This window comes from Rhodococcus sp. LMD (genome assembly GCF_056108245.1).
On the sequence record NZ_CM148557.1, the window covers coordinates 2846550 to 2868177 of the forward strand.

General features: G+C 70.4%; 19 protein-coding genes. 4 read left to right on the forward strand and 15 right to left on the reverse strand.

Annotated elements, in window-relative coordinates; translation table 11 throughout:
• Window positions 1-140 precede the first annotated feature (140 nt).
• Window positions 141-641 carry a DUF427 domain-containing protein gene (locus ACWPQI_RS13060; RefSeq protein ID WP_040272773.1) on the forward strand — a complete coding sequence of 167 codons (501 nt, stop codon included), beginning with the start codon at window positions 141-143 and terminating at the stop codon, window positions 639-641.
• Between the two features lie 347 nt (window positions 642-988).
• Window positions 989-1633: a chymotrypsin family serine protease gene (locus tag ACWPQI_RS13065; protein ID WP_017681585.1), complete on the forward strand. Its 645-nt coding sequence runs from the start codon at window positions 989-991 to the stop codon at window positions 1631-1633.
• 84 nt (window positions 1634-1717) lie between these two features.
• Here the strand turns inward: ACWPQI_RS13065 and ACWPQI_RS13070 are convergent, their stop codons facing one another.
• Complete coding sequence (locus ACWPQI_RS13070) at window positions 1718-2557, reverse strand: alpha/beta fold hydrolase (RefSeq protein WP_201027022.1); 840 nt, start codon at window positions 2555-2557, stop codon at window positions 1718-1720.
• Between the two features lie 201 nt (window positions 2558-2758).
• Between ACWPQI_RS13070 and ACWPQI_RS13075 the strand changes: the two genes are divergently transcribed.
• Both ACWPQI_RS13075 and ACWPQI_RS13080 read left to right on the forward strand, forming a co-directional pair.
• Entirely contained in the window at window positions 2759-2959 is a 201-nt protein-coding gene (locus tag ACWPQI_RS13075) for a helix-turn-helix domain-containing protein (protein ID WP_228287191.1), read from the forward strand.
• A gap of 135 nt (window positions 2960-3094) precedes the next feature.
• Window positions 3095-4525: a DUF1254 domain-containing protein gene (locus ACWPQI_RS13080; protein ID WP_474738376.1), complete on the forward strand. Its 1431-nt coding sequence runs from the start codon at window positions 3095-3097 to the stop codon at window positions 4523-4525.
• A gap of 417 nt (window positions 4526-4942) precedes the next feature.
• Here ACWPQI_RS13080 and ACWPQI_RS13085 read toward each other — a convergent pair whose 3' ends face one another.
• The 14 genes from ACWPQI_RS13085 to ACWPQI_RS13150 form a co-directional block, all read right to left on the reverse strand.
• Complete coding sequence (locus ACWPQI_RS13085; RefSeq protein WP_307718188.1) at window positions 4943-5503, reverse strand: NAD(P)-binding protein; 561 nt, start codon at window positions 5501-5503, stop codon at window positions 4943-4945.
• A gap of 278 nt (window positions 5504-5781) precedes the next feature.
• Window positions 5782-7353, reverse strand: a complete 1572-nt coding sequence (nuoN, locus tag ACWPQI_RS13090) for an NADH-quinone oxidoreductase subunit NuoN (protein ID WP_230831670.1) — start codon at window positions 7351-7353, stop codon at window positions 5782-5784.
• Window positions 7354-7427: 74 nt separating this feature from the next.
• A complete protein-coding gene (locus ACWPQI_RS13095) occupies window positions 7428-9059 on the reverse strand; it encodes an NADH-quinone oxidoreductase subunit M (protein WP_010595355.1) in 1632 nt (543 codons plus the stop codon).
• Window positions 9059-11080, reverse strand: coding sequence for an NADH-quinone oxidoreductase subunit L (gene nuoL / locus ACWPQI_RS13100; protein ID WP_102031161.1), 2022 nt, complete (start codon window positions 11078-11080; stop codon window positions 9059-9061). The genes ACWPQI_RS13095 and nuoL overlap by 1 nt, the downstream gene beginning before the upstream one ends.
• Before the next feature lie 100 nt (window positions 11081-11180).
• Entirely contained in the window at window positions 11181-11480 is a 300-nt protein-coding gene (gene nuoK, locus ACWPQI_RS13105) for an NADH-quinone oxidoreductase subunit NuoK (protein ID WP_003937937.1), read from the reverse strand.
• Window positions 11477-12280, reverse strand: coding sequence for an NADH-quinone oxidoreductase subunit J (locus tag ACWPQI_RS13110; protein WP_040272775.1), 804 nt, complete (start codon window positions 12278-12280; stop codon window positions 11477-11479). The genes nuoK and ACWPQI_RS13110 overlap by 4 nt, the downstream gene beginning before the upstream one ends.
• A gap of 33 nt (window positions 12281-12313) precedes the next feature.
• Window positions 12314-12919 carry an NADH-quinone oxidoreductase subunit NuoI gene (gene nuoI, locus ACWPQI_RS13115; protein ID WP_017681310.1) on the reverse strand — a complete coding sequence of 202 codons (606 nt, stop codon included), beginning with the start codon at window positions 12917-12919 and terminating at the stop codon, window positions 12314-12316.
• A complete protein-coding gene (gene nuoH, locus ACWPQI_RS13120; protein WP_051059603.1) occupies window positions 12912-14264 on the reverse strand; it encodes an NADH-quinone oxidoreductase subunit NuoH in 1353 nt (450 codons plus the stop codon). The genes nuoI and nuoH overlap by 8 nt, the downstream gene beginning before the upstream one ends.
• Window positions 14265-14307: 43 nt before the next feature.
• Window positions 14308-16779 (reverse strand): NADH-quinone oxidoreductase subunit G, encoded by a 2472-nt coding sequence (locus ACWPQI_RS13125; RefSeq protein ID WP_064065834.1) that lies wholly within the window; start codon window positions 16777-16779, stop codon window positions 14308-14310.
• Window positions 16776-18101, reverse strand: coding sequence for an NADH-quinone oxidoreductase subunit NuoF (gene nuoF / locus ACWPQI_RS13130; RefSeq protein ID WP_010595348.1), 1326 nt, complete (start codon window positions 18099-18101; stop codon window positions 16776-16778). Before nuoF ends, ACWPQI_RS13125 begins: the two co-directional genes overlap by 4 nt.
• A gap of 1 nt (window position 18102) precedes the next feature.
• Entirely contained in the window at window positions 18103-18975 is an 873-nt protein-coding gene (nuoE, locus tag ACWPQI_RS13135; protein WP_010595347.1) for an NADH-quinone oxidoreductase subunit NuoE, read from the reverse strand.
• Entirely contained in the window at window positions 18972-20285 is a 1314-nt protein-coding gene (nuoD, locus tag ACWPQI_RS13140) for an NADH dehydrogenase (quinone) subunit D (RefSeq protein ID WP_010595346.1), read from the reverse strand. Before nuoD ends, nuoE begins: the two co-directional genes overlap by 4 nt.
• The gene (locus ACWPQI_RS13145; RefSeq protein ID WP_235593853.1) at window positions 20282-21040 is read right to left on the reverse strand and encodes an NADH-quinone oxidoreductase subunit C; all 759 of its coding nucleotides are present in this window, start codon (window positions 21038-21040) and stop codon (window positions 20282-20284) included. The genes nuoD and ACWPQI_RS13145 overlap by 4 nt, the downstream gene beginning before the upstream one ends.
• A complete protein-coding gene (locus ACWPQI_RS13150) occupies window positions 21037-21597 on the reverse strand; it encodes a NuoB/complex I 20 kDa subunit family protein (protein ID WP_432373266.1) in 561 nt (186 codons plus the stop codon). Before ACWPQI_RS13150 ends, ACWPQI_RS13145 begins: the two co-directional genes overlap by 4 nt.
• Between the last annotated feature and the right edge of the window lie 31 nt (window positions 21598-21628).

Genomic DNA, 21628 nt, shown 5'->3' on the forward strand with positions numbered 1-21628 from the left:
AACCGGCGAGCCGCGCAGTGCTGCGGTCCTGGCTCGCCGCCCAGGAACGCAGGGGCATCTCGGTTGCCCGGCACCCGCCCGGCAGCCCCGGCGCCTCGGTCGTCCTCGTACCCTGGGGAGGTGACCACGAGGAGGTCGCCGTGACAACCCGGCCGGAACCCGTCGAACCTGCTGCGGGGCAGGAGTCGGTCTGGGACTACCCCCGACCGCCCCGCCTCGAGACCTTCACCGGCTCGATCACCGTGGAACTGGGCGGCCGGACCATCGCGTCGACCACGCGCGCCTGGCGGGTACTGGAGACCAGCCATCCGCCGACCTACTACCTTCCCGCCGAAGCCTTCGCCGACGGGGTGCTGCGGGAGACGCCGGGCTCGTCGTGGTGCGAGTGGAAGGGCAGGGCGAGCTACTACGACCTGGTGACCGCCTCGCGGGTCGCGCCGAAAGCGGCGTGGACCTACCGCGATCCCTCCCCCGCCTTCCGGGCGCTCGCCGGGGCGGTCGCGGTGATGGCCGCCCAGGTCGACCGGTGCACCGTCGACGGCGAGGAGGTGGTCCCGCAACCGGGCGGTTTCTACGGCGGCTGGATCACCAGCTCGGTCGTCGGCCCGTTCAAAGGAATCCCCGGGTCGGCGGGCTGGTGACCGCTCCGAAGTACGCCGAAGCCGATGCGCGCCTGCGGGAGGCGCGGAAACCGGACTGGGTCGATGAGCGGTTCCTCGTCCGGCCGGCAAGGTTCGAGGTCGACGCCCCGGCGGCACGGACGATTCCCTGAGCCGCCGCGGAAGGCCGGCCGACCGGGACCGGGAGCGGTCGTTCCCCTTCCCGGGTCGACTCACGCCGCACTCTCCCGTCCCGGAAAACGCTGCGAACAGCACCCGGTGCGGCGGATGATCGAGAAACAGCGCCCGAGGGCGGTGGATCGTACGCGCGACCCTCCCGTTCCTGCGCGTGTCCGGCTCGTTCGCTCGACCTTCGGGAGACACCCGCCATGAGACTCGGCATCCTCGTTCTCGCCGTCGGCGCGTCGCTGCTCGCCGGCACCGGTGTTGCAGCGGCCGCCGATCCGGCCGTCCTCGGCGGCGGCTCCGGCATCGTCATGGACGGCCGGAACTACTGCACCCTCACCACGATCGGTCCCGATTCCGGGGGCCGGCTGGTCGGATTCACGGCGGGACACTGCGGAAACGCCGGTTCCACGGTTGCCTCGGAGGCGGATCCGGACGCCGGTGTGGTCGGCACGATCGCCTACACCGATGCGGACTTGGACTACGCGGTGATCGTGTTCGAGCCGGCGAAGGTGGTTCCCGTGAATCGGGTGGGAAACACGACGATCACGGGGATCGGGGGTCCGGCGCAGTTCCCGGACATCGTCTGCAAGCAGGGCCGCACCACGGGGCAGACCTGCGGGGTGGCCTACGGCGATGTGTTCGGTTCGGGGCAGACCTGGACGCAGACGTGCGTCGACCTCGGCGACTCGGGAGGCCCGGTGGTGGTCGGAACCACGCTCGTCGGCATGGTGAACGGCTATCTCACCGTTGCCTGCCTCGGTCCGGAGGTCGGCACGAGCATGACGGCCGTCGTCGGCGACGCCGATGCGCGGGGCGGGGCCGGGGCGGGGTTCCGTCCGATCTAGGGGGCGCAGGTCGTGACGGCGCCGTCGCCCGGGTGCGGGACGGACCGGCGGCCACGACCGCATCCGGGGGGAGAGGTCCCTCGGTCAGCCGATCTCGGCGAGGAAGCTCTCCAGGATCCCGGTGACCCGGGCCGGGTCCTCCAGCGTCGAACTGTGGCCCACCCCGTCGAGTTCCACCAGTCGCGAGCCCGGGATCAGCGCGTGCATCTCGCGGGCGAGACGCGGCGGCATCTCGACATCCAGTTGTCCCGCGACGATCAGCGTCGGCACGCTCACCGCGGGCAGCTCGTCCCGGATGTCGGGGCGGACCATCATGCCGAGCATCGTGTTCGCCAGTGACGACCGGTCGGCCGTCGCCCACCGCCTGCGCCACACCTCACGCTCGGCCTCCCGGCCGGGGTCGGTGCGGAACGGTTCGCCGTAGAGTTCCTTCTCGATGCCGCGCAGCACGAGGGCCGGCGACGGCCCGAGAAGCCGGGCCACGGCCGTGAGGGCAAGGTGCAGCGGGTACCTCACGGGCGGATGCGGCGTCGCGCCGGTGTTGAGCAGGGTCAGCGAGCGCAACAGGTCCGGTTCCCGCGCGCCGATGCGCATGCCGACGAAGCCCCCCATCGACAGCCCCACCAGATGCGCGGGTGCGAGGTCGAGCCGCCGGATCACGGTGAGCACGTCGGCGGTGAGCTGCTCGAGCTGGAATCCGGTCCGGGCGTGCCCGGATCGGCCCTGTCCCCGGAAGTCGAGGGTGAGGCAGCGGTACCGATCCCGCAGCGCCGCGATCTGCGCCTCGTACATTCGCCCGTCGAAGAAGAACCCGTGCAGGAACAGGATGGGCTCGCCCTCACCGCCGGTGTCCTCGCAGTACAGATCGACGTCCCGCACCCGCAGGTACGACCGTCGCGTATCCGGAATTCGAGGCATTGTCATGGCGCGCTCCGTATCGACCCGGGACGCGGGACCGTCTCGGAATGGGTCGAGGATCGTTCCGGGCGCCGCCCGTGTCAAGGGGCGTGGCGACGGCGCTGTCCGGTAGCGCATTGCCGAGATAGCATTGCCGATATGTCGACGTCGCCTCGTCGAACGTCGTTCCCGGGTGTGGACCGTCTCTCCGATAGGCGGCGAGCGCTTGTGGACGAGCTGGCGGCGGCCCGGCGACGGCAGGGACTGAGCCAGACCCTGGTCGCGGCCCGGATGGGCACCTCCCAGTCGGCGGTGGCCCGACTCGAGCGCGGCGATCTCGATCCGCGCCTGTCCACCCTCGAACGGTACGCGCAGGCGGTGGGACAGACGGTCGACTGGCAGGTCCGCCCGCCCCCGGAGACGACATGAACATCTGGCCGCCCGTTCCTCCTCGCCGATCCGGCAGACAGTGAAGGCTGAGACGGCGCATCCCGAGTAGGTGGCGCGAGCCGTCGGGTCGGCGGCGGAGAATCTCGGCAAGGGCTATCGACACAGGAGGACGCGATGACCTCACCTGCGAACAGCACCCCGATTCCGCCCGGCATCGAGATGCCGGACGAGGTCCGCACCCGGTTGGGCACGCTGCGGTTCTTCGACGGAGTCCCGGACGACGAGACGACCCGGACACTGTTCGACAACCTGGACTTCCAGCGGGCGGTGCAGGCGTACCTGCTGGCGCAGCATCCGGTGTCTTGGGCGGCGTGGCGCCGGGGGCTGCTGCGCTGGGGCCCGGCGAACACCACGGTGGCGCTCTGGGAGGACCTGTGCCACCCGTGCACCGTCGGACCGGCGATGCACACGACCGTTGTGTACTTCTACATGTGGATCGACCTCCACGACGGACCCGTCGTCCTGGACGCCCCGCCCGACGTGTACGGCCTGATCGACGACTCGTGGGGGCGCTGGGTCGTCGACATCGGCGCGACCGGACCCGACAAGGGCCAGGGTGGCAAGTACCTGTTCCTTCCGCCCGCATACGACGGCGAGGTCCCGGACGGCTACTTCGTGTTGCGGTCCCGTAGCTACGGGATGGTCCTCGTCTCGCGCGGTTTCCGCGACGAGCATGGCGACCCGCATCCGGCCGCCGACATGATCAAGGCGAAGACCCGGGCTTACCCGCTGGCTCAGGCCGACGACCCGCCGCCGATGCGATCCGTGAACGTCTCCTTCGAGCCGTGGGTCACCATCCCGGCTGCCGACTACCAGTACTGGGAGCTGCTCAACGAGGTGGTGCAGTCCGAGCTGCCGGAGTCATCCGACCCGGTCACGCTGGGGATGTTCGCCGCCGTCGGCATCCAGCACGGCAAACCGTTCGACCCCGACGAGCGGATGCGGGCAATCCTGACCGAGGCAGCCGCGGTCGGCGACGCGACCGCCCGCGCGCTCCTCTACCGGGTCCGCCAGCCCGAGGCACGCTACTACCCGGACGGCGCCTGGCGGGTCTTTCTCTTCGCCGGTTACCAGTTCCAGGACAATGGCGCCGCGGTGCTCGACGCCGCGGCCGCGCTCGGCTTCATAGGGAGCGGATCGAGTCCGGCGTACCTGACGGAGATGGTCGGCGCCGGATCGCAGTATGTCACGGCGTTCGTCGACGCCACCGACGCGCCCTTCGACGGCGGCAGGTCCTACCGGCTGCACGTCCCGCCGAACGTGCCGGTCAACACCTTCTGGTCGATCGTCGTCTACGACACCCAGACCCGGTCGATGCTGCAGACCGACCAGGAATGGCCCACCGTTGCCAGCGACCGCGACATGATCTCGAACGAGGACGGCTCAGTCGACGTCCACTTCGGTCCCGAACGGCCCGAGGGCAGCCGCAACTGGATCCAGACCCTGCCCGGCAAGAGCTGGTTCGCGATAGTCCGGCTCTACGGTCCGCTGGAACCGTGGTTCGACAAGACATGGAGACTGCCCGACATCGAACCGGTCGGGTAACACTACGGGGGAGAGCAGCTCGTCTCCGGCCGCGAAGAACCGGGATCCGCTACGTCTTTCACCGCCACTCCCTGGTGGACGCGGAGGGTTTCGAACTCCCGACTGGTGTCCTGAGTCGTTGATTGTTTCATTGATTCGGGTGCGTAGCGGGCGAGGTTCGCGAGGATCTCGTCCGCGGTCTTGACCCACACGAAGAGCCTCGGCGCCGTCCGCGGCGAGCAGCGTGATGCCGGCCCCGACCGAGCCGGGCAGGGTGTCCTTGGCCAGCGAGGTGATCGACTCCCCCACGCTCGCGACTGTCTGCTGCGACCACACCAGCCCCGACCTCCCCGCATGGACTGCGGCCCAGGCGTCCGACTCAGGTTCCCGGGAAGCCGTCATCGCGTGCCTCCTTCGGGCCGTTCCCGCGGCCGCCGCTCACCTCGAACCTAATCCCTCCCGGCGAGTCGATGCAACGATCGCCCGGCTCGGCCCCGCCGGGGCCGGTTCCGGCGCCGACCCGCCCGCAGAACACTCCGGAAACGAGAATCCGGACGTCTGGTGCAGCGATCCTTCGATGGTGAGGGCCCCGTGCCGGTAGGTCGTGGCCGCCCCGCCGAAGTCGTCGTTGCGTTCGAGAACCAGGACCCGATGTCCTGCCCTGGCGTACAACGCTGCGGCCGTCAACCCGCCCAAACCCGATCCGATCGTGATCGCGTCGTATCCGTCGGTCATCGCGGTATCCCCCTCGCGTGCGGACCGGTTTGTCCGATCCCGGCACGGAACAGCCGTGATGGACTGCTGACAGTGCATTCGCGACCCGGTTCCAGGGAGCGACGCTCTAGACAACCATGTCAGGGCAAACAGCGACGGGACCGACTCCCGCACCGGGAGCCCGGGGTAACCGAAGCTACGACCCCGGCGCCGGCAACTGCCCGACATACACCGCGGGCGTGGCACCGGCTGGGGCGGTCTCACCGAGCACCCACCCGGCCACATCCCCTGCCCGGCCCCGCGCGAAGACGGCCCCCACCCGAGTCGACCGCTCGCCGGGTGCCGGCACGGGGACAGGAGTGCACCCCTCCGGGGTCATCGCGACTCGCTCGGACCCGAGGTTGTGGAACGGAGTCCGCGTAGTTCGGTGCGCAGTTCGTCGGCGTGTTCGCGGGCAGCGTCGACTTGGGCGCGGGCGGCGGCGGTTTCGGCGCGGGCGGCCGCGTTCGTGTTCGGCGGCTGCGTCCTCGTCCGCCCGGATCCCCGCGCTCGTCACGGAACCGTCAACCGAGGAACACCGCGACCCGGTCCACCAGCTCGAGCAACGGCTGCGGGAAGACGCCGAGCGCCACGGTCACCACCGCCCCGGCGGCGATCGTGACGGTCGTCAGGGCGCTGGGCGCCACGACCGCGGGGGCGTCGCGGTCCGGTTCATCGAAGAACATCAGCACGATGACGCGCACGTAGAAGTACGCCGCGACGGCGCTGCTGACCACGCCGACGATCACGAGCGGAACGGCGCCGCCGCCCGCCGCCGCCCCGAAGACGGCGAACTTGCTGACGAACCCGCTGGTGAGCGGGATGCCGGCGAACGCGAGCAGGAACAGGGCGAACACCGCGCCGACGAGCGGCGAGCGCCGCCCGAGGCCCGCCCAGCGGGACAGGTGGGTCGCCTCCCCGAGGTCGTCGCGGACCAGGGTCACGACGGCGAACGCACCGAGAGTGCTGAAGCCGTACGCGAACAGGTAGAACATCGTCGACGCCAGCCCGGCCCGGTCGGCGGCGATCAGACCGGTGAGGATGAAACCGGCGTGGGCGACCGACGAGTAGGCCAGCATCCGTTTGACGTCGTTCTGCGTCACGGCCAGCACCGAGCCCGCCACCATCGTCAGGATCGCCACGCCCCACAGCAGGGGACGCCAGTCGTCTCGCAGTCCGGGCAGCGCCACGTAGAACACGCGTAGCATCGCGCCGAACGCCGCGATCTTGGTGGCCGCCGCCATGAAGGCGGTGATCGGCGTGGGGGCCCCCTGATAGACGTCGGGGACCCAGGAATGGAACGGCACCGCGCCGATCTTGAACAGCAGACCCACCGCGAGCATCGCCGCACCGATCACCACCAGCGCGTCGCCGTCCGCGCGGACGGCGACGGCGTCGGCGATACCTGCCAGGCGCACGGTGCCCGCGTAGCCGTACAGCAGCGCCACCCCGAACAGGAAGAAGGCCGAGGAGAAGGCGCCGAGCAGGAAGTACTTCAGGGCCGCTTCCTGGGAGAGCAGGCGCTGCCGACGGGCCAGGCCGCACAGCAGGTACAGCGGCAGCGACAGGACCTCGAGCGCGATGAACATGGTGAGCAGGTCGTTCGACGCCGGGAACAGCAGCATCCCCCCGACGGCGAACAGCACCAGCGGGAACACCTCGGTCTGGGACATCCCCTGCGCGGCGGCCTCGCGCTCGGCGACGCTGCCCGGCACCACGGACGCCTGCGGGGCGAACGCGTCGGCCCCGCCGCGCCCGGTCGCCACCGCCGCGCCCGGCCCCTCCGGCGTGGCACCGCGGGCATTCGGCTCGATGCCGCGTTCGGCGACGAGCAGCACTGCGAGGATCGAGACGAGCAGGATGGTGCCCTGCAGGAACAGGGTGGGTCCGTCGACCGCGACGGCGTCGACCGCGGCGCTGTACCCGGGTGCGGCGCCGGCGGCGAAGTCCAGGCCCGCGGCGAGGACGACGACGGCCACGAACGCGGCGCCGAGACCACCGAGCGCGAGCAGCAGGTGGCTCGCGTACCGGCCGCGGCGGGGAACGAACGCCTCGACGAGCACCGCGGCAACGGCCACCCCGAACACGATCAGCATGGGAGAGAGCGGGCCGTAGCGGAGGTCGGGAGCCGGAATCGCCTGAGCGAGAACGAGGGTTCCGTTCAAGGGAGTCACCTGTGCGTCCCTCCGTGGGTGTCGGTGCCGGTCCCGCCCGCGACGGGCTCGGGCGGGGCGGCGGGCTCCGGATCGGGCCGGTCGACGGTGACCAGGACCTGGTCGACCGCGGGGGTGATCACGTCGAGGGCCGGCTTGGGGTAGACGCCCAGGACGAGGAGCAACGCGATGAGCGGCACCACGACGGCGAGTTCGCGGGGCACCAGGTCGCGCACGTGCTCGTTGCCGCCGGTGACCGGTCCGGTCATCATGCGCTGGTAGAGCCACAACACGTAGATCGCCGACAGGACGAGCGCGAGCACCGCGACCACGGCGGCGACCTGGTAGCGCGGATAGGTGCCGACCAGCACCAGGAATTCGCTGACGAACGGTGCCAGGCCCGGCAGGGACAGGGTCGCCAGTCCCGCGACGAGGAACGTCCCGGCCAGGACGGGGGCGACCTTGCGGACGCCGCCGTACGCGGCGATCGCGCGGGATCCGCGCCGGGAGACGAGGAACCCGGCGATCAGGAACAGCGCGGCGGTGGAGATGCCGTGGTTGACCATGTACAGCGTCGAGCCGGCCTGGCCCTGGCTGGTCATCGCGAAGATGCCGAGGATGATGAACCCGAAGTGCGAGATCGAGGTGTAGGCGATCAGACGCATCACATCCGTCTGACCGATGGCGACCGCCGCGCCGTAGACGATGCCGATCACCGCGAGCGTGACGATCACGGGCGCGAAGTACACCGACGACTCGGGGAACAACTGCAGGCAGTAGCGCAGCATGCCGAACGTGCCGACCTTGTCGACCACGGCCATCATCAGCACCGCCCCGGCGGGGGTGGCCTGCACCGCGGCGCCGGGCAGCCAGGTGTGGAACGGCCACAGCGGCGCCTTCACGGCGAACGCGAACATGAAACCGAGGAACAGGGCGTGGAGCACCACGGTGTCGGCACCGAGACCGCCGTCGGTGACGGCGGCGACGATCTCCCGGAAGTCGAACGTGCCGGCGCCCTGCCGGGCGGTGACCACGTACAGCCCGATCACCGCCGCCAGCATGATCAGCCCACCGAACAGGTTGTAGAGCAGGAACTTCACCGCCGCGCGGGAGCGCCGGCCTCGATCTCCGAGCCGATCCCCGAAGCCCCCGATGAGGAAGTACATCGGGATGAGCATCGCCTCGAAGAAGATGTAGAACAGCAACACGTCGAGCGCGGTGAACGAGACCATCACCATCGCCTCGACCGAGAGCATCAGCGCCATGTACAGGTGTGTGGTTCGCCGCGGCGTGGAGGGGCGGGCGGTGCCGGTGGGCTCGGCCGGTGTCGTGTCGTTCCAACCGGCCAGCATCAGCAGCGGAAGCAGCACCGCGGTGAGCAGCACCAGCACGAGCGCGATGCCGTCCACGCCCAGCGTGTAGCGGGTGCCCAGGGCCGGGATCCACGGGTGCGATTCGACGAACTGGTACTGCTCGCCCGCCGGGTCGAATCCGATCGCCAGCACGCACGCCACCACGAGCACCACGGCCGCGACCGCCAGCGCGGCGCCCTTGGCGAGGCTCCGCATCCGGGCGGGAATCGCCAGGACGACGACGGCGCCGACGAGCGGCACCACCCACAGGGTCGTCAACCAGGGAAAGTTGCCCACTACAGCCTCCCCAGCATCATCGCCGCGACCACGACGGCCGCGCCTACCAACATGGACAAGCCGTAGGACCGCACGAACCCGGTCTGCAGGTGCCGCATCCGGGCGGAGAGGGCGCCGACCGTGGCGGAGATCCCGTCGACCGCCCCGTCGACGGCCTTGTCGTCGACGGTCACCAGGGTCGTGGTCAGGGACCGTCCGGGCCGCATGAACACCGCCTCGTTGACGGCGTCGCCGTAGAGATCCCTGCGGGCGGCGACGGTGAACGCCGACACGTCGGCGGGGGCGGCGTCGGGGATCTCGCGCCGGGCGTACTGCCGGTAGGCCACCGCGACACCGGCGAGCACGACGGCGAGGGTGAGGGCGGTGATCACCCACACCGGGAGCAGGTGTTCGATCTCCGTGGCCCCCACCACCGGTTCGAGCCAGTTCTGCAGCGCCCCGCCAAGAGTGAGGGCGGCACCGGCGCCGACCGAGCCGAGGGCGAGCAGGACCATGGGCGCCGTCATCACGGCGGGCGCCTCGTGGGGGTGGACGTCGGCGGCCCAGCGACGTCTGCCGAAGAAGGTCATCAACATCACCCGCGTCATGTAGAACGCGGTGAGGCCGGCCCCGAGCAGGGCTGCCGTGCCGAGGACGATCCCTTCCGCACCGCCGGCGCCGAACGCCACCTCGATGATCTTGTCCTTGGAGAAGAACCCGGCGAACGGCGGAATGCCGATGATCGCGAGGTAGCCGAGACCGAAGGTGACGAACGTGATCGGCATGACGGTGCGCAGGCCGCCGTAGTGCCGCATGTTCACCTCGTCGTTCATCCCGTGCATCACCGATCCGGCCCCGAGGAACAGGCCGGCCTTGAAGAAGCCGTGGGTGAGCAGGTGCATGATCGCGAAGGCATATCCGGCGGGACCGAGGCCCGCGGCGAGGACCATGTAGCCGATCTGGCTCATGGTCGAGGCGGCGAGTGCCTTCTTGATGTCGTCCTTGGCGCACCCGATGACAGCTCCGAACAGCAGGGTCACCGTGCCCACGATCACCACGGCGAGTTGCGCGGTGGGGGCGAGGTCGAAGAGCACGTCGGACCGGACGATGAGGTAGACGCCCGCGGTGACCATGGTGGCGGCGTGGATCAGTGCCGACACCGGTGTCGGGCCCTCCATCGCGTCACCGAGCCAGGACTGCAGGGGCACCTGGGCGGACTTGCCGCATGCGGCGAGCAGCAGCACGAGGCCGAGTGCGGTGAGCACGCCGTCGCTCGCTCCGTCGGCGCCGGCGAAGACGTCGTCGAACGTCACGGACCCGAACGTCGCGAACATGATCATCATGGCGACGGCCAGACCCATGTCGCCGACACGGTTGACGACGAACGCCTTCTTCGCGGCCGTCGCGGCGGACGGTTTGTACTGCCAGAACCCGATCAGCAGGTACGAGGCGAGACCGACGCCTTCCCAGCCCACGTACAGACCGAAGTAGTTGTCGGCGAGGACGAGCAGCAACATCGCCGCGAGGAAGAGGTTGAGGTAGGCGAAGAACAACCGGCGTCCGGGAGCGGAGCCTGCGGAGCGACCCGACGCCCCCGCAGCGGAGCCTGCGGAGCGACCCGACGCCCCCGCAGCGGAACCAGCGGAGCGACCCGACGCCCCCGCAGCGGAACCAGCGGAGCGACCGGAGGGGTCGGGGCCGTGCGCCATGTACCCGACGGAGTAGACGTGGATGAGCGAGCCGACGCCGGTGATCAGCAGCACGAAGCACATCGACAGCTGGTCGAGCTGGAGACCGAAGTCGATCTGCAGTCCCGCGACCGGCACCCACTCGAAAAGGTCCTGGTTCACGGCGCGGTCGGCGGTGTCGCGGCCGAGCATGTCGACGAAGAGGGCGATGCCGAGCGCGAACGAGGCCAGTGCCGTCGCGCAGCCGAGCAGGTGTCCCCACGTGTCGCTGCGCCGGCCGGTCAGCAGCAGTACGACCGCGCCGAACAGCGGCAGCGCGGGCAGCAGCCAGACCGTCGACGAGATCCCGTTCATGCCGGTCCACCCGTCGGGGCGCCGGTTGTCGTCTCGGGCACGGTCGTCTCGGGCACAGTCTCCTCCTCGTGCGTGGGCGGACGGGTGTCGTCCGGGGGCGTCAGTACTTCAGGAGGTTGGCGTCGTCGACGGAAACCGAACGGCGGGAACGGAAGATGGTCATGATGATCGCGAGGCCGACGACGACCTCGGCGGCGGCGACGACCATCGTGAAGAACGCGATGACCTGGCCGTCGAGATTGCCGTGCATACGCGCGAACGTGACGAACGCCAGGTTCGCGGCGTTGAGCATCAACTCGATGCACATGAACACGACGATCGCGTTGCGGCGCAGCAGGACGCCGGCCGCGCCGATGGTGAACAACAGGGCGGACAGGTACAGGTAGTTCTCGGGGTTCACCGCGATTCCTCCTCACCCGACGACCCGCCGCGCGGTGCGTCGCTCTCGCGCGGTCCGGCGTCGTCGACGGTCACGGCGCGCTGCCGGAGCACTTCGCTGACCGACAGGTCCGAGTACGACCCGTCGGGCAGCCGGGCCGGCACGTCGACGGCGTTGTGCCGGGCATAGACACCGGGACTCGGCAACGGGGTGGCGCGACCACCGGCGCGGAAGCGTTCCTGCGACAATTCCCGCTGGGTCTTGCGCAGCCCGAATCGTTCCCGGTGAGCGAGGACCATGGCGCCGATCGTGGCCGTGATCAGCAGGGCGCCGGTGAGTTCGAACGCCCAGACGTACCGCACGAAGATCAGCTCGGCCAGGCCGGTGATGTTGCCGGCGGCGTTCGCTGCGTCGAGGCCGGCGAACTCGGAGACGGCGGCGTTGCCGAGACCGCCGACGAGCAGCAGGCCGAATCCGAGGCCGGCCGCGATCGCGGCGACCCGCTGGCCGCGCAGCGTCTCGACGAGCGAGTCGGAGGAGTCGACGCCGACGAGCATGACCACGAACAGGAACAGCATCATCACCGCCCCCGTGTAGACCACGATCTGCACGACTCCGAGGAACAGCGCATCCTGGGCGATGTAGAACACCGCGAGGATGATCATGGTGACCGCGAGGAACATCGCCGAATAGACGGCCTTGGACGCGGCGACGACGCCGAGTGCGCCGAGCACCGCGAGCGTTCCGAGGATCCAGAACAGCACGGCCTCGCCGGTGGAGGTGCGGGTGACGGCTTCGGCCGTCAGCAGGGCCGGCGTCATCGGGTCCATCGAGACCACTCCCCTCTCCGCCGGTCACGCCACATCGCGACCGCCTCGCGGCTGCGTCGGTTCCCGGTCGGGTGCGACGGCGTCCTCCCCCTGCCCGGCAGCGGCCGTGGTGGTGCCGGGCGCGGCCTCGGTCACCGCGCCGAGGTAGTAGTCCTCGTCGGTCGTGCCCGGGTACATGTCGTGGGGTGGTGCCACCATGCCGGGCCCGAGCGGGGCGAGCAGCCTGGTCTTGTCGTAGATCAGGTCGGTCCGGTTGTCGTCGGCCATCTCGTACTCGTTGGTCATGGTCAACGCCCGCGTCGGGCAGGCCTCGATGCACAGACCGCATCCGATGCAGCGCAGGTAGTTGATCTGGTAGACGCGTCCGTAGCGCTCCCCCGGCGAGTATCGCCCGTCGTCGGTGTTGTCCGCGCCCTCGACGTAGATGGCGTCGGCGGGGCACGCCCAGGCACACAGCTCGCACCCGATGCACTTCTCGAGCCCGTCGGGGTGGCGGTTGAGCTGGTGGCGGCCGTGGTAGCGCGGTGCGGTCGGTTCCTTCTGCTCGGGGTATCGCTCGGTCTGGGCCTTGTCGAACATCGCCCGGAAGGTGACGCCGAATCCGGCGATGGGATCGAGGAAGTCAGGCATCGCGATTCTCCTCGGTGGTCGGATCGCCACGGCGCCCGCTCTCGGCGGCTGCGGTGACGGGGGTGCGCCGACGCCGCGGTGGCAGCGTCTGGCCGGGTAACGGCGGGACGGGGAAGCCGCCGGCCATCGGGTCGAACGGTTGCTCGGTTTCGGCAGTGACCGCCGGGCCGCCGGGGGTGCCGGTGGGCCGGACGCGACCGGAGCTCATGCGGTTCCACAGCAGCGACGGCACTGCCAGGGCGACGACCACGCCGGTCGCGGCGAGGACGATCTGCCACCGGTCCAGGCCCTCCGTGCGCAGGACGCGGATCACGGCGACGACCATGATCCAGCCGAGCGCCACCGGGATGAGCACCTTCCAGCCGAGATTCATGAACTGGTCGTAGCGCAGCCGCGGCAGCGTGCCGCGCAGCCATACGAACAGGAACAAAAATCCCCACACCTTGAGGACGAACCACAGCAGCGGCACCCAGCCGGAGTTCGCGCCCTCCCACATGTTCAGCGGCCACGGTGCGCGCCAGCCGCCGAGGAACAGGGTGGTGGCCAGCGCCGAGACCGTCACCATGTTGACGTACTCGGCGAGCATGAACATCGCGAACTTCAGCGACGAGTACTCCGTGTGGAAGCCGCCGACGAGTTCGCCCTCGGCCTCGGGCAGGTCGAACGGTGCCCGGTTCGTCTCGCCGACCATGGACGTGACGTAGATGAGGAACGAGGGCAGGAGCAGGAAGACGTACCAGGTGCCGTCCTGGGCGGCGACGATGCCGGAGGTGGACAGCGTGCCCGACAGCAGGAAGACGGCCGCGAACGAGAGCGCCATGGCGATCTCGTACGAGATCACCTGCGCCGTCGAGCGCAGACCGCCCAGCAGCGGATAGGTGGACCCGGATGCCCAGCCGGCGAGCACGATGCCGTAGACGCCGATGGACGTCGCAGCGAGGATGTACAGCACGGCCACCGGAAGGTCGGTCAGTTGCAGCGGGGTGCGCTGGCCGAAGACGGAGACCACCGGTCCGAGCGGGATGACGGCGAACGCCATGAACGCCGGCACCGTCGCGATGATCGGCGCGAGGACGTAGATGGGTTTGTCCACGCCCGCGGGAACGATGCCCTCCTTCAGGGCGAGTTTGACGCCGTCGGCGAGGCTCTGCAGCAACCCCCGCGGGCCCACCCGATTCGGTCCGACGCGCATCTGCATGCGCGCCAATATCTTTCGTTCCACGAGGATGGCGACGAGCACCGTCAACACCAGGAAGACGAAGACGGCCACCGCCTTGCCGACGACCAGCCACCACGGATCCTGACCGAACGCGGCCGGATCGGGGTACCCGGACTGCGCCGACAGGACCCCCGGCCCCGGTACCGTCGCAGCGCCGAACAGCGTGACGTCACTCATCGGCCACCCCCTGCGACGAGCGCTCCGCCCGGCCGATCCGGACGATGTCGCCCACGGACGCGGCCAGCTGCCGATGCACCGCGGACCCCGGCGAGTTGAGGGGCAGCCACACGACCCGGTCCGGCATGTCGGTGACCACCAGCGGCAGCGTGACCGAGCCGCGGTCCGTCGCGACGGTCACCGGGTCCCCGTCGTCCGCCGAGATCTCGGCGGCGGTGGCGACGGACAGGCGCGCGACCGGCCGCCGGGCGGTCCCGGCGAGATGCGGTTCACCGTCCTGCATCCGTCCGCGGTCGAGAAGCATCCGCCATCCGGCGAGCACCGCCTCACCGGTGCCGGGCGCCGGCGTGCCGCGCGGCGCGACGTCCGGTGACCCGGCGGCTTCGCCGTCCCAGGACCCCAGCGCGACGAGCTCGTCGACGGCGGCCGCGGCGTCGGCGAGCCCGAGGCGGACCCCCATCTCGTCGGCGATCGCGCCGAGCACCCGCTGATCGGGCAGGGCGCCGGTATTGCGCAGTGCGGCGGCGAAGGGGCGCTCCCGGCCCTCCCAATCGAGGAACGTTCCGGGTTTCTCCACGGCGGGGGCGACGGGGAAGACGACGTCGGCTCGGTCGGTGAGCGCGCTGCGCCGCAGTTCGAGGCTGACGACGAAGCCGGCGGCGTCGACCGCGGCGACGGCGGCGTGCGGATCCGGCAGATCGTCGACGTCGACCCCGCCGATCACCAGGGCCCCGAGGGTGCCGGTTGCAGCGCCGGCGAGGATCTGTCCGGTGTCCCGGCCGACGGAGGACGGCAGGTCCGGCACGCCCCATGCGGCGGCAACCTGGCGCCGGGCCTCGGCGTCGGTGACCGGGCGGGCACCGGGCAGAAGTCCCGGCAGGGCCCCGGCCTCGAGCGCACCGCGTTCCCCGGCCCGTCGCGGGATCCACGCGAGCCGCGCGCCGGTGTGGTCGGCGAGCCGGCCGGCGGCCGTCAAGGCGCCCGGGATTGCCGCCGTCCGCTCCCCCACCAGGACGACCGCCCCGGGTCGGGTCAGGAGTTCGGCCGTCTCGGTGACATCGCGGTCGCCGGGTCGGGCGCCGAGGCGGAGCGTGTCGAGCAGGTCCGGCTCGGTGCCGGGGACGGCCCGCAGGAGCCGTCCGCGCAGTTTCGTCAGGCCGCGGCTCGCGAACGGTGCGATCGCGGACACCGCCAGTCCTCCCTTGCGGACCGCTCTGCGCAGTCTCAGGAACACGATCGGCGACTCGTCTTCGGGTTCGAATCCGACGAGCAGGACGGCGGGGGCGTTGTCGAGGTCGTCGTACGTCACGGCTCCGGCGCCGGGCCAGCGCCCGGCGACGCGGGCGGCGAGGAACTGTGCCTCCTCCGCGGAATGCGGCCGCGACCGGAAATCGATGTCGTTGGTGTCGAGGCCGAGCCGGGCGAACTTGCTGTAGGCGTACGCGTCCTCGACGGTGACGCGGCCGCCGACGAGCACCCCGGTACGGCCGCGCGCGGCGGTCAGGCCACGGGCGGCGACGCGCAGGGCGTCACGCCACGAGGCGGGCGTGAGCGTGCCGTCGTCGCCCCGCACCAGCGGGGTGGTGAGACGGTCGGGCTGGGTGGCGTAGGTGAAGGCCCATCGGCCCTTGTCGCAGTTCCACTCCTCGTTGACCTGCGGGTCGTCGCCGGCCAGCCGGCGCAGCACCGTGCCGCGCCGGTGGTCGGTGCGTTGGGCGCAGCCGCTGGCGCAGTGTTCGCACACGCTCGGGCTCGACACGAGGTCGAAGGGCCGGGCGCGGAACCGGTAGGCCGCTCCGGTGAGTGCGCCGACCGGGCAGATCTGCACGGTGTTGCCGGAGAAGTACGAGTCGAACGGTTCCTTCTCGTAGATGCCGACCTGCTGCAGGGCACCCCGTTCCATCAGTTCGATGAAGGGGTCGCCGGCGATCTGCTGGGAGAACCGCGTGCACCGGGCGCAGAGTACGCATCGCTCGCGGTCCAGGAGGATCTGCGCGGAGAGCGAGATCGGTTTGGGGAACGTGCGTTTGGTCTCGGTGAACCGGGACTCGGCACGCCCGTTCGACATGGCCTGGTTCTGCAGGGGGCATTCGCCGCCCTTGTCGCAGACCGGGCAGTCCAGCGGATGGTTGATCAGCAGCAGCTCCATCACGCCCTTCTGCGCCTTGTCCGCCACCGGGGAGGTCAGCTGCGTGTGCACGACCATGCCGTCCGTGACCGGGGTCGTGCAGGAGGCGACGGGTTTGCGTTGGCCTTCCACGTCGACGAGGCACTGGCGGCAGGCACCGACGGGTTCGAGCAGCGGGTGGTCGCAGAAGCGGGGAATCTGGACGCCGAGCAGTTCCGCGGCGCGGATGACGAGGGTGCCTTTCGGGACGCCGATCTCGACGCCGTCGACGACGACGGTGACCAGGTCCGGTGCGGGCGGCAGGCCGGTGGTGTCGCGGTTGGTGTGGACGCTCATCGGGCACCTCCGTCGTGCGGTCGGTTCGCGCCGGCCCCGGCCATGACGGTGGACAGGTGCGGGTCGAACGGGCAGCCGCCCTGCTCGAAGTGCGCCAGGTACTCGTCGCGGAAGTACCGGATCGAGGAGGTGACGGGGCTGGTCGCCCCGTCGCCGAGTGCGCAGAACGACCTGCCGAGGATGTTGTCGGAGAGGTCGAGCAGGGTGTCCAGGTCCGTTGCGGTTCCGTCGCCGCGCTCGAGCCGTCGCAGGATCTGCACGAGCCAGTAGGTGCCTTCGCGGCAGGGGGTGCACTTGCCGCAGGACTCGTGCGCGTAGAACTCGCTCCAGCGCAGCACCGCGCGCACTACGCAGGTGGTGTCGTCGAAGATCTGCAGTGCCTTGGTGCCCAGCATGGATCCGGCGGCGGCGACACCCTCGTAGTCGAGGGGGACGTCGAGGTGCTCGTCGGTGAACAGCGGCGTCGACGAGCCGCCGGGGGTCCAGAACTTCAGCCGGTGCCCGGCCCGGACACCGCCCGCGTAGTCGAGCAGCTCCCGCAGGGTGATGCCCAGGGGCGCCTCGTACTGGCCGGGGGTCGCCACGTGACCGGACAGGGAGTAGAGCGTGAAGCCCGGGGACTTCTCGGTTCCCATGGAGCGGAACCATTCGATCCCGTGGTGCAGGATCGACGGCACGCTCGCGATCGACTCGACGTTGTTGACGACGGTCGGGCGTGCGTACAGCCCCGCGACGGCGGGGAACGGGGGTCGGAGGCGGGGTTGGCCGCGCCGGCCCTCGAGGGAGTCCAGGAGCGCGGTCTCCTCCCCGCAGATGTAGGCCCCGGCGCCGGCGTGGACGACGAGGTCGAGGTCGTAGCCGCTGCCGAGGATGTCGCGGCCGAGGAAGCCGGCGGCGTAGGCCTCGGCGACGGCGGCCTGCAGCCGGCGCAGCACCGGCACCACCTCGCCGCGGACGTAGACGAAGGCGTGCGCGGCGCGGATGGCGTATGCGGCGATGACCGCACCCTCCACGAGGGCGTGCGGGGTGGCCAGCAGCAGGGGCATGTCCTTGCAGGTGCCCGGTTCGGATTCGTCGGCGTTGACCACCAGGTAGTGGGGTTTGCCGTCGCCCTGGGGGATGAAACTCCACTTGACCCCGGTGGCGAACCCGGCGCCGCCGCGGCCGCGCAGCCCCGCCTCCTTGACGGTGCCGATCACCTCGTCGGGGTGCATGCGCAGCGCCGTGCGCAGGCCCTCGTAGCCGTCGTGGCGGAGGTAGGTGTCGAGGGTCCAGGATTCGGGTTCGTCCCAGTAGCGGCTCAGGACAGGGGTCAGCGTCACGTCAGCCTCCCTCGGATCGGGGACCGGCGGCCGGGTCCGGGCCGGAGGGGTGGTCCGGTTCCGGCGCCCGCATGCCCCGTTCCCGGGCGATGCGCAGACCGGCGAGCGATGCCGCTCCTGCGCTGCCGCCCGCCGCCACGGCGCCGGGCCGCTCGTCCGGAAACCCGGCGAGGATGCGGGCGGTCTGCCGGAAGGTGCACAGCGGCGCGCCCCGGGTGGGGGTGACGGGCCGGCCGGCGCGCAGGTCGTCGACGAGCGCACGCGCCGAGTCCGGGGTCTGGTGGTCGAAGAACTCCCAGTTGACCATCACGACGGGCGCGAAGTCGCAGGCCGCGTTGCACTCGAGGCGTTCGAGGGTGACGGAGCCGGCGCTCTCGCCGCGCGAGTCCGGCGTGGTGTCCGAGCCCGGGTCCGAGGCGGTGCCGGCCGCGGGACGCTGCCCGAGGTGGTGTTCCAGCGCTTCGAGGATCTCGTCGCCGCCCATGATCGCGCACAGGGTGTTGGTGCAGACACCGACGAGGTAGTCGCCGGTGGGTTCGCGCCGGTACATGGAGTAGAACGTGGCGACCGCCCCGACCTCGGCTCCGGTCAGTCCGAGCCGGCCGGCGCAGAACTCGACACCCGCGGGGGTGAGGTAGCCGTCCTCGGACTGCACCAGGTGCAGCAGCGGCAGCAGGGCCGAGCGCGGCTGGGGATAGCGACCGACGATCTCGTCGGCGTCGGCCTCGAGGCGGGCACGGACGTCCGGGGGGTAGTGTTCGCGGGCGCCGGGCCGCGCCAGCCGGGACGGTTCGTCGGGGCGGACGCCGAACGGGATGAGCACCGGCCCCGTGGCCGGGTCCGGGTCGATCGCTACTCGCGGTTGCTGCGTCACCGGTCCACTCCCCCCATCACGGGATCGATGCTGGCGACCGCGGCGATGACGTCGGCGACCATGCCGCCCTCGCACATCGCGGACACCGCTTGCAGGTTCGTGAAGGACGGATCCCGGAAGTGCACCCGGTAGGGCCGGGTGCCGCCGTCGCTGACCATGTGCACCCCCAGTTCCCCGCGGGGGGATTCGACGGCGGTGTACACCTGGCCGGGTGGGACGCGGAAGCCCTCGGTGACGAGCTTGAAATGGTGGATCAGGCCCTCCATCGAGTTGCCCATGATCTTGCGGATGTGCTCCGGGGAGTTGCCGAGACCGTCCGCGGCGAGCGACAGGTCGGCCGGCCACGCGATCTTCTTGTCCTCCACCATCACCGGACCGGGACGCAGCCGGTCGAGGCACTGTTCGACGATCTTGATCGACTCCTTCATCTCGTCGATCCGGATCAGGTAGCGGCCGTAGGCGTCGCAGCCGGTGTCGGTGCACACCTCGAACTCGTAGGTGTCGTAGCCGCAGTACGGTTGTGCCTTGCGCAGGTCGTGCGGCAGGCCGGTCGAGCGCAGCACGGGTCCGGTGATGCCGAGGGCCATGCACCCGGTCAGGTCGAGGTAGCCGATCCCCTGGGTGCGGGCCTTCCAGATGTGGTTCTCGTTGAGCAGGTTCTCCATGTCCCGCAGTCGCCGCGGCAGCAGCGCGAGCAGGTCGCGGATCTTCTCGACCGCGCCGTCCGGCAGGTCCTGCGCGAGTCCGCCGGGCCGGATGTAGGCGTGGTTCATGCGCAGACCGGTGATGGTCTCGAACACGTCGAGGATCAGTTCGCGCTCGCGGAAACCGAGGAACATGGCGGTCATCGCACCGAGTTCCATGCCGCCGGTGGCGAGGGCGACCAGGTGCGAGGAGATCCGGTTGAGTTCCATGAGCAGCACCCGCACGACGGTGGCTCGTTCGGGGATCGCCTCGGTGATGTCGAGCAGCTGCTCGACGCCGAGACAGTAGGCGGTCTCGTTGAAGAACGGGGACAGGTAGTCCATCCGGGTGACGAACGTGACGCCCTGGGTCCAGGTGCGGTATTCGAGGTTCTTCTCGATGCCGGTGTGCAGGTAGCCGATTCCGCAGCGCGCCTCGGTGACGGTCTCGCCTTCGATCTCGAGCACGAGCCGCAACACTCCGTGGGTCGACGGATGCTGCGGTCCCATGTTGACCACGATGCGTTCGTCGCCGCGGTCGGCGGCCGCGGCGCGGGCGGCCTCGACGATGCTGTCCCAGTCCTCGCCGACGACGGTGTGGACCGGTCCTTCGGTCAGGTCGGTCATGTGTACGCCCTCCGCTCGTCGGGCGGCGGGATCTCCGCTCCGTGGTACTCGACGGGGATGCCGCCGAGCGGATAGTCCTTGCGCTGAGGATGCCCCGACCAGTCGTCGGGCATCTCGATGCGGGTCAGCGACGGGTGCCCGTCGAACACGATCCCGAAGAAGTCGTAGGTCTCGCGCTCGTGCCAGTCGTTGGTCGGATACACCTCGTACAGCGACGGGATGTGGGGATCGGCATCCGGGGCCGACACCTCGAGCCGGATGCGGCGGTTGTGGGTGATCGACATCAGCGGGTACACGGCGTGCAGTTCGCGGCCGGTGTCCTGCGGGTAGTGCACCCCGTCGACGCCGAGGCACAGTTCGAAGCGCAGGTCCGGGTCGTCGCGCAGGCGCCGGGCCACCTCGGGGAGGTGCTCCCGCCGGACGTGGAAGGTCAGCTCACCGCGGTGGACGACGACCTTCTCGATCGCGTCCTCGAACTCCGTCCCCGATGCGGCGACGGCGTCGCGCAGGGCGTCGGCGACGTCGTCGAAGTAGCCGCCGTACGGGCGCGGGGTGCCGGCGGGCAGGGTCACCGGGCGTACGAGCCGCCCGTAGCCGGAGGTGTCACCGCTGCCGCGCACGCCGAACATGCCCTGACGGACGCCGATCACCTCGGCGTCACCGGCGGGCTGCGCCGGCAGCGTTCCCTCGGGTCCGGTGGTGGCGGCCCGGTCCACCGGCAGCGAGGACCGTTCGTTGTCCGAGGGAGGGGTCATCGGGCCGCCCCCCGGGGAGTGGGCAGCACGGACCGGCCGGCAGCCAGGGCCGCCTCCTCGGCGGCCTGCACGGCCTTCTCCCGGTCCACGCCGAGCGGCATCTGCTGGATCTTCTCGTGCAGCATCAGGACGGCGTGCAGCAGCATCTCCGGTCGGGGCGGGCAGCCGGGGAGGTAGATGTCGACCGGGACGATGTGGTCGACGCCCTGCACGATGGCGTAGTTGTTGAACATGCCGCCCGAGGAGGCGCACACCCCCATGGCCAGCACCCATTTCGGTTCGACCATCTGGTCGTAGACCTGCCGCAGCACCGGGGCCATCTTCTGGCTGACCCGGCCGGCGACGATCATGAGGTCGGCTTGTCGCGGCGAGGCCCGGAACGCCTCCATCCCGAACCGTGCGATGTCGAACCGCGGCGACACGGTGGTCATCATCTCGATCGCGCAGCACGCGAGCCCGAAGGTCGCGGGCCACAGCGAACCCTTGCGTGCGAAACCGGCGAAGCTCTCCACCGTGCTCAGCAGAAAGCCGCTCGGCAACTTCTCCTCGAGACCCATGTCCGACTCTTATCACTTTCGGTCGGTGTTC

Coding starts and splice junctions, on each gene's coding strand:
- ACWPQI_RS13065 (WP_017681585.1), top strand. CDS start 989: ATGAGACTCGGCATCCTCGTTCTCGCCGTCGGCGCGTCGCTGCTCGCC.
- nuoN (WP_230831670.1), bottom strand. CDS start 7,353: ATGCTGATCGTGTTCGGGGTGGCCGTTGCCGCGGTGCTCGTCGAGGCG.
- ACWPQI_RS13150 (WP_432373266.1), bottom strand. CDS start 21,597: ATGGGTCTCGAGGAGAAGTTGCCGAGCGGCTTTCTGCTGAGCACGGTG.
- ACWPQI_RS13070 (WP_201027022.1), bottom strand. CDS start 2,557: ATGACAATGCCTCGAATTCCGGATACGCGACGGTCGTACCTGCGGGTG.
- nuoL (WP_102031161.1), bottom strand. CDS start 11,080: ATGAACGGGATCTCGTCGACGGTCTGGCTGCTGCCCGCGCTGCCGCTG.
- ACWPQI_RS13145 (WP_235593853.1), bottom strand. CDS start 21,040: ATGACCCCTCCCTCGGACAACGAACGGTCCTCGCTGCCGGTGGACCGG.
- ACWPQI_RS13125 (WP_064065834.1), bottom strand. CDS start 16,779: ATGAGCGTCCACACCAACCGCGACACCACCGGCCTGCCGCCCGCACCG.
- ACWPQI_RS13110 (WP_040272775.1), bottom strand. CDS start 12,280: ATGACGCCGGCCCTGCTGACGGCCGAAGCCGTCACCCGCACCTCCACC.
- ACWPQI_RS13080 (WP_474738376.1), top strand. CDS start 3,095: ATGACCTCACCTGCGAACAGCACCCCGATTCCGCCCGGCATCGAGATG.
- nuoD (WP_010595346.1), bottom strand. CDS start 20,285: ATGACCGACCTGACCGAAGGACCGGTCCACACCGTCGTCGGCGAGGAC.
- ACWPQI_RS13085 (WP_307718188.1), bottom strand. CDS start 5,503: ATGTGGCCGGGTGGGTGCTCGGTGAGACCGCCCCAGCCGGTGCCACGC.
- nuoI (WP_017681310.1), bottom strand. CDS start 12,919: ATGCCTGACTTCCTCGATCCCATCGCCGGATTCGGCGTCACCTTCCGG.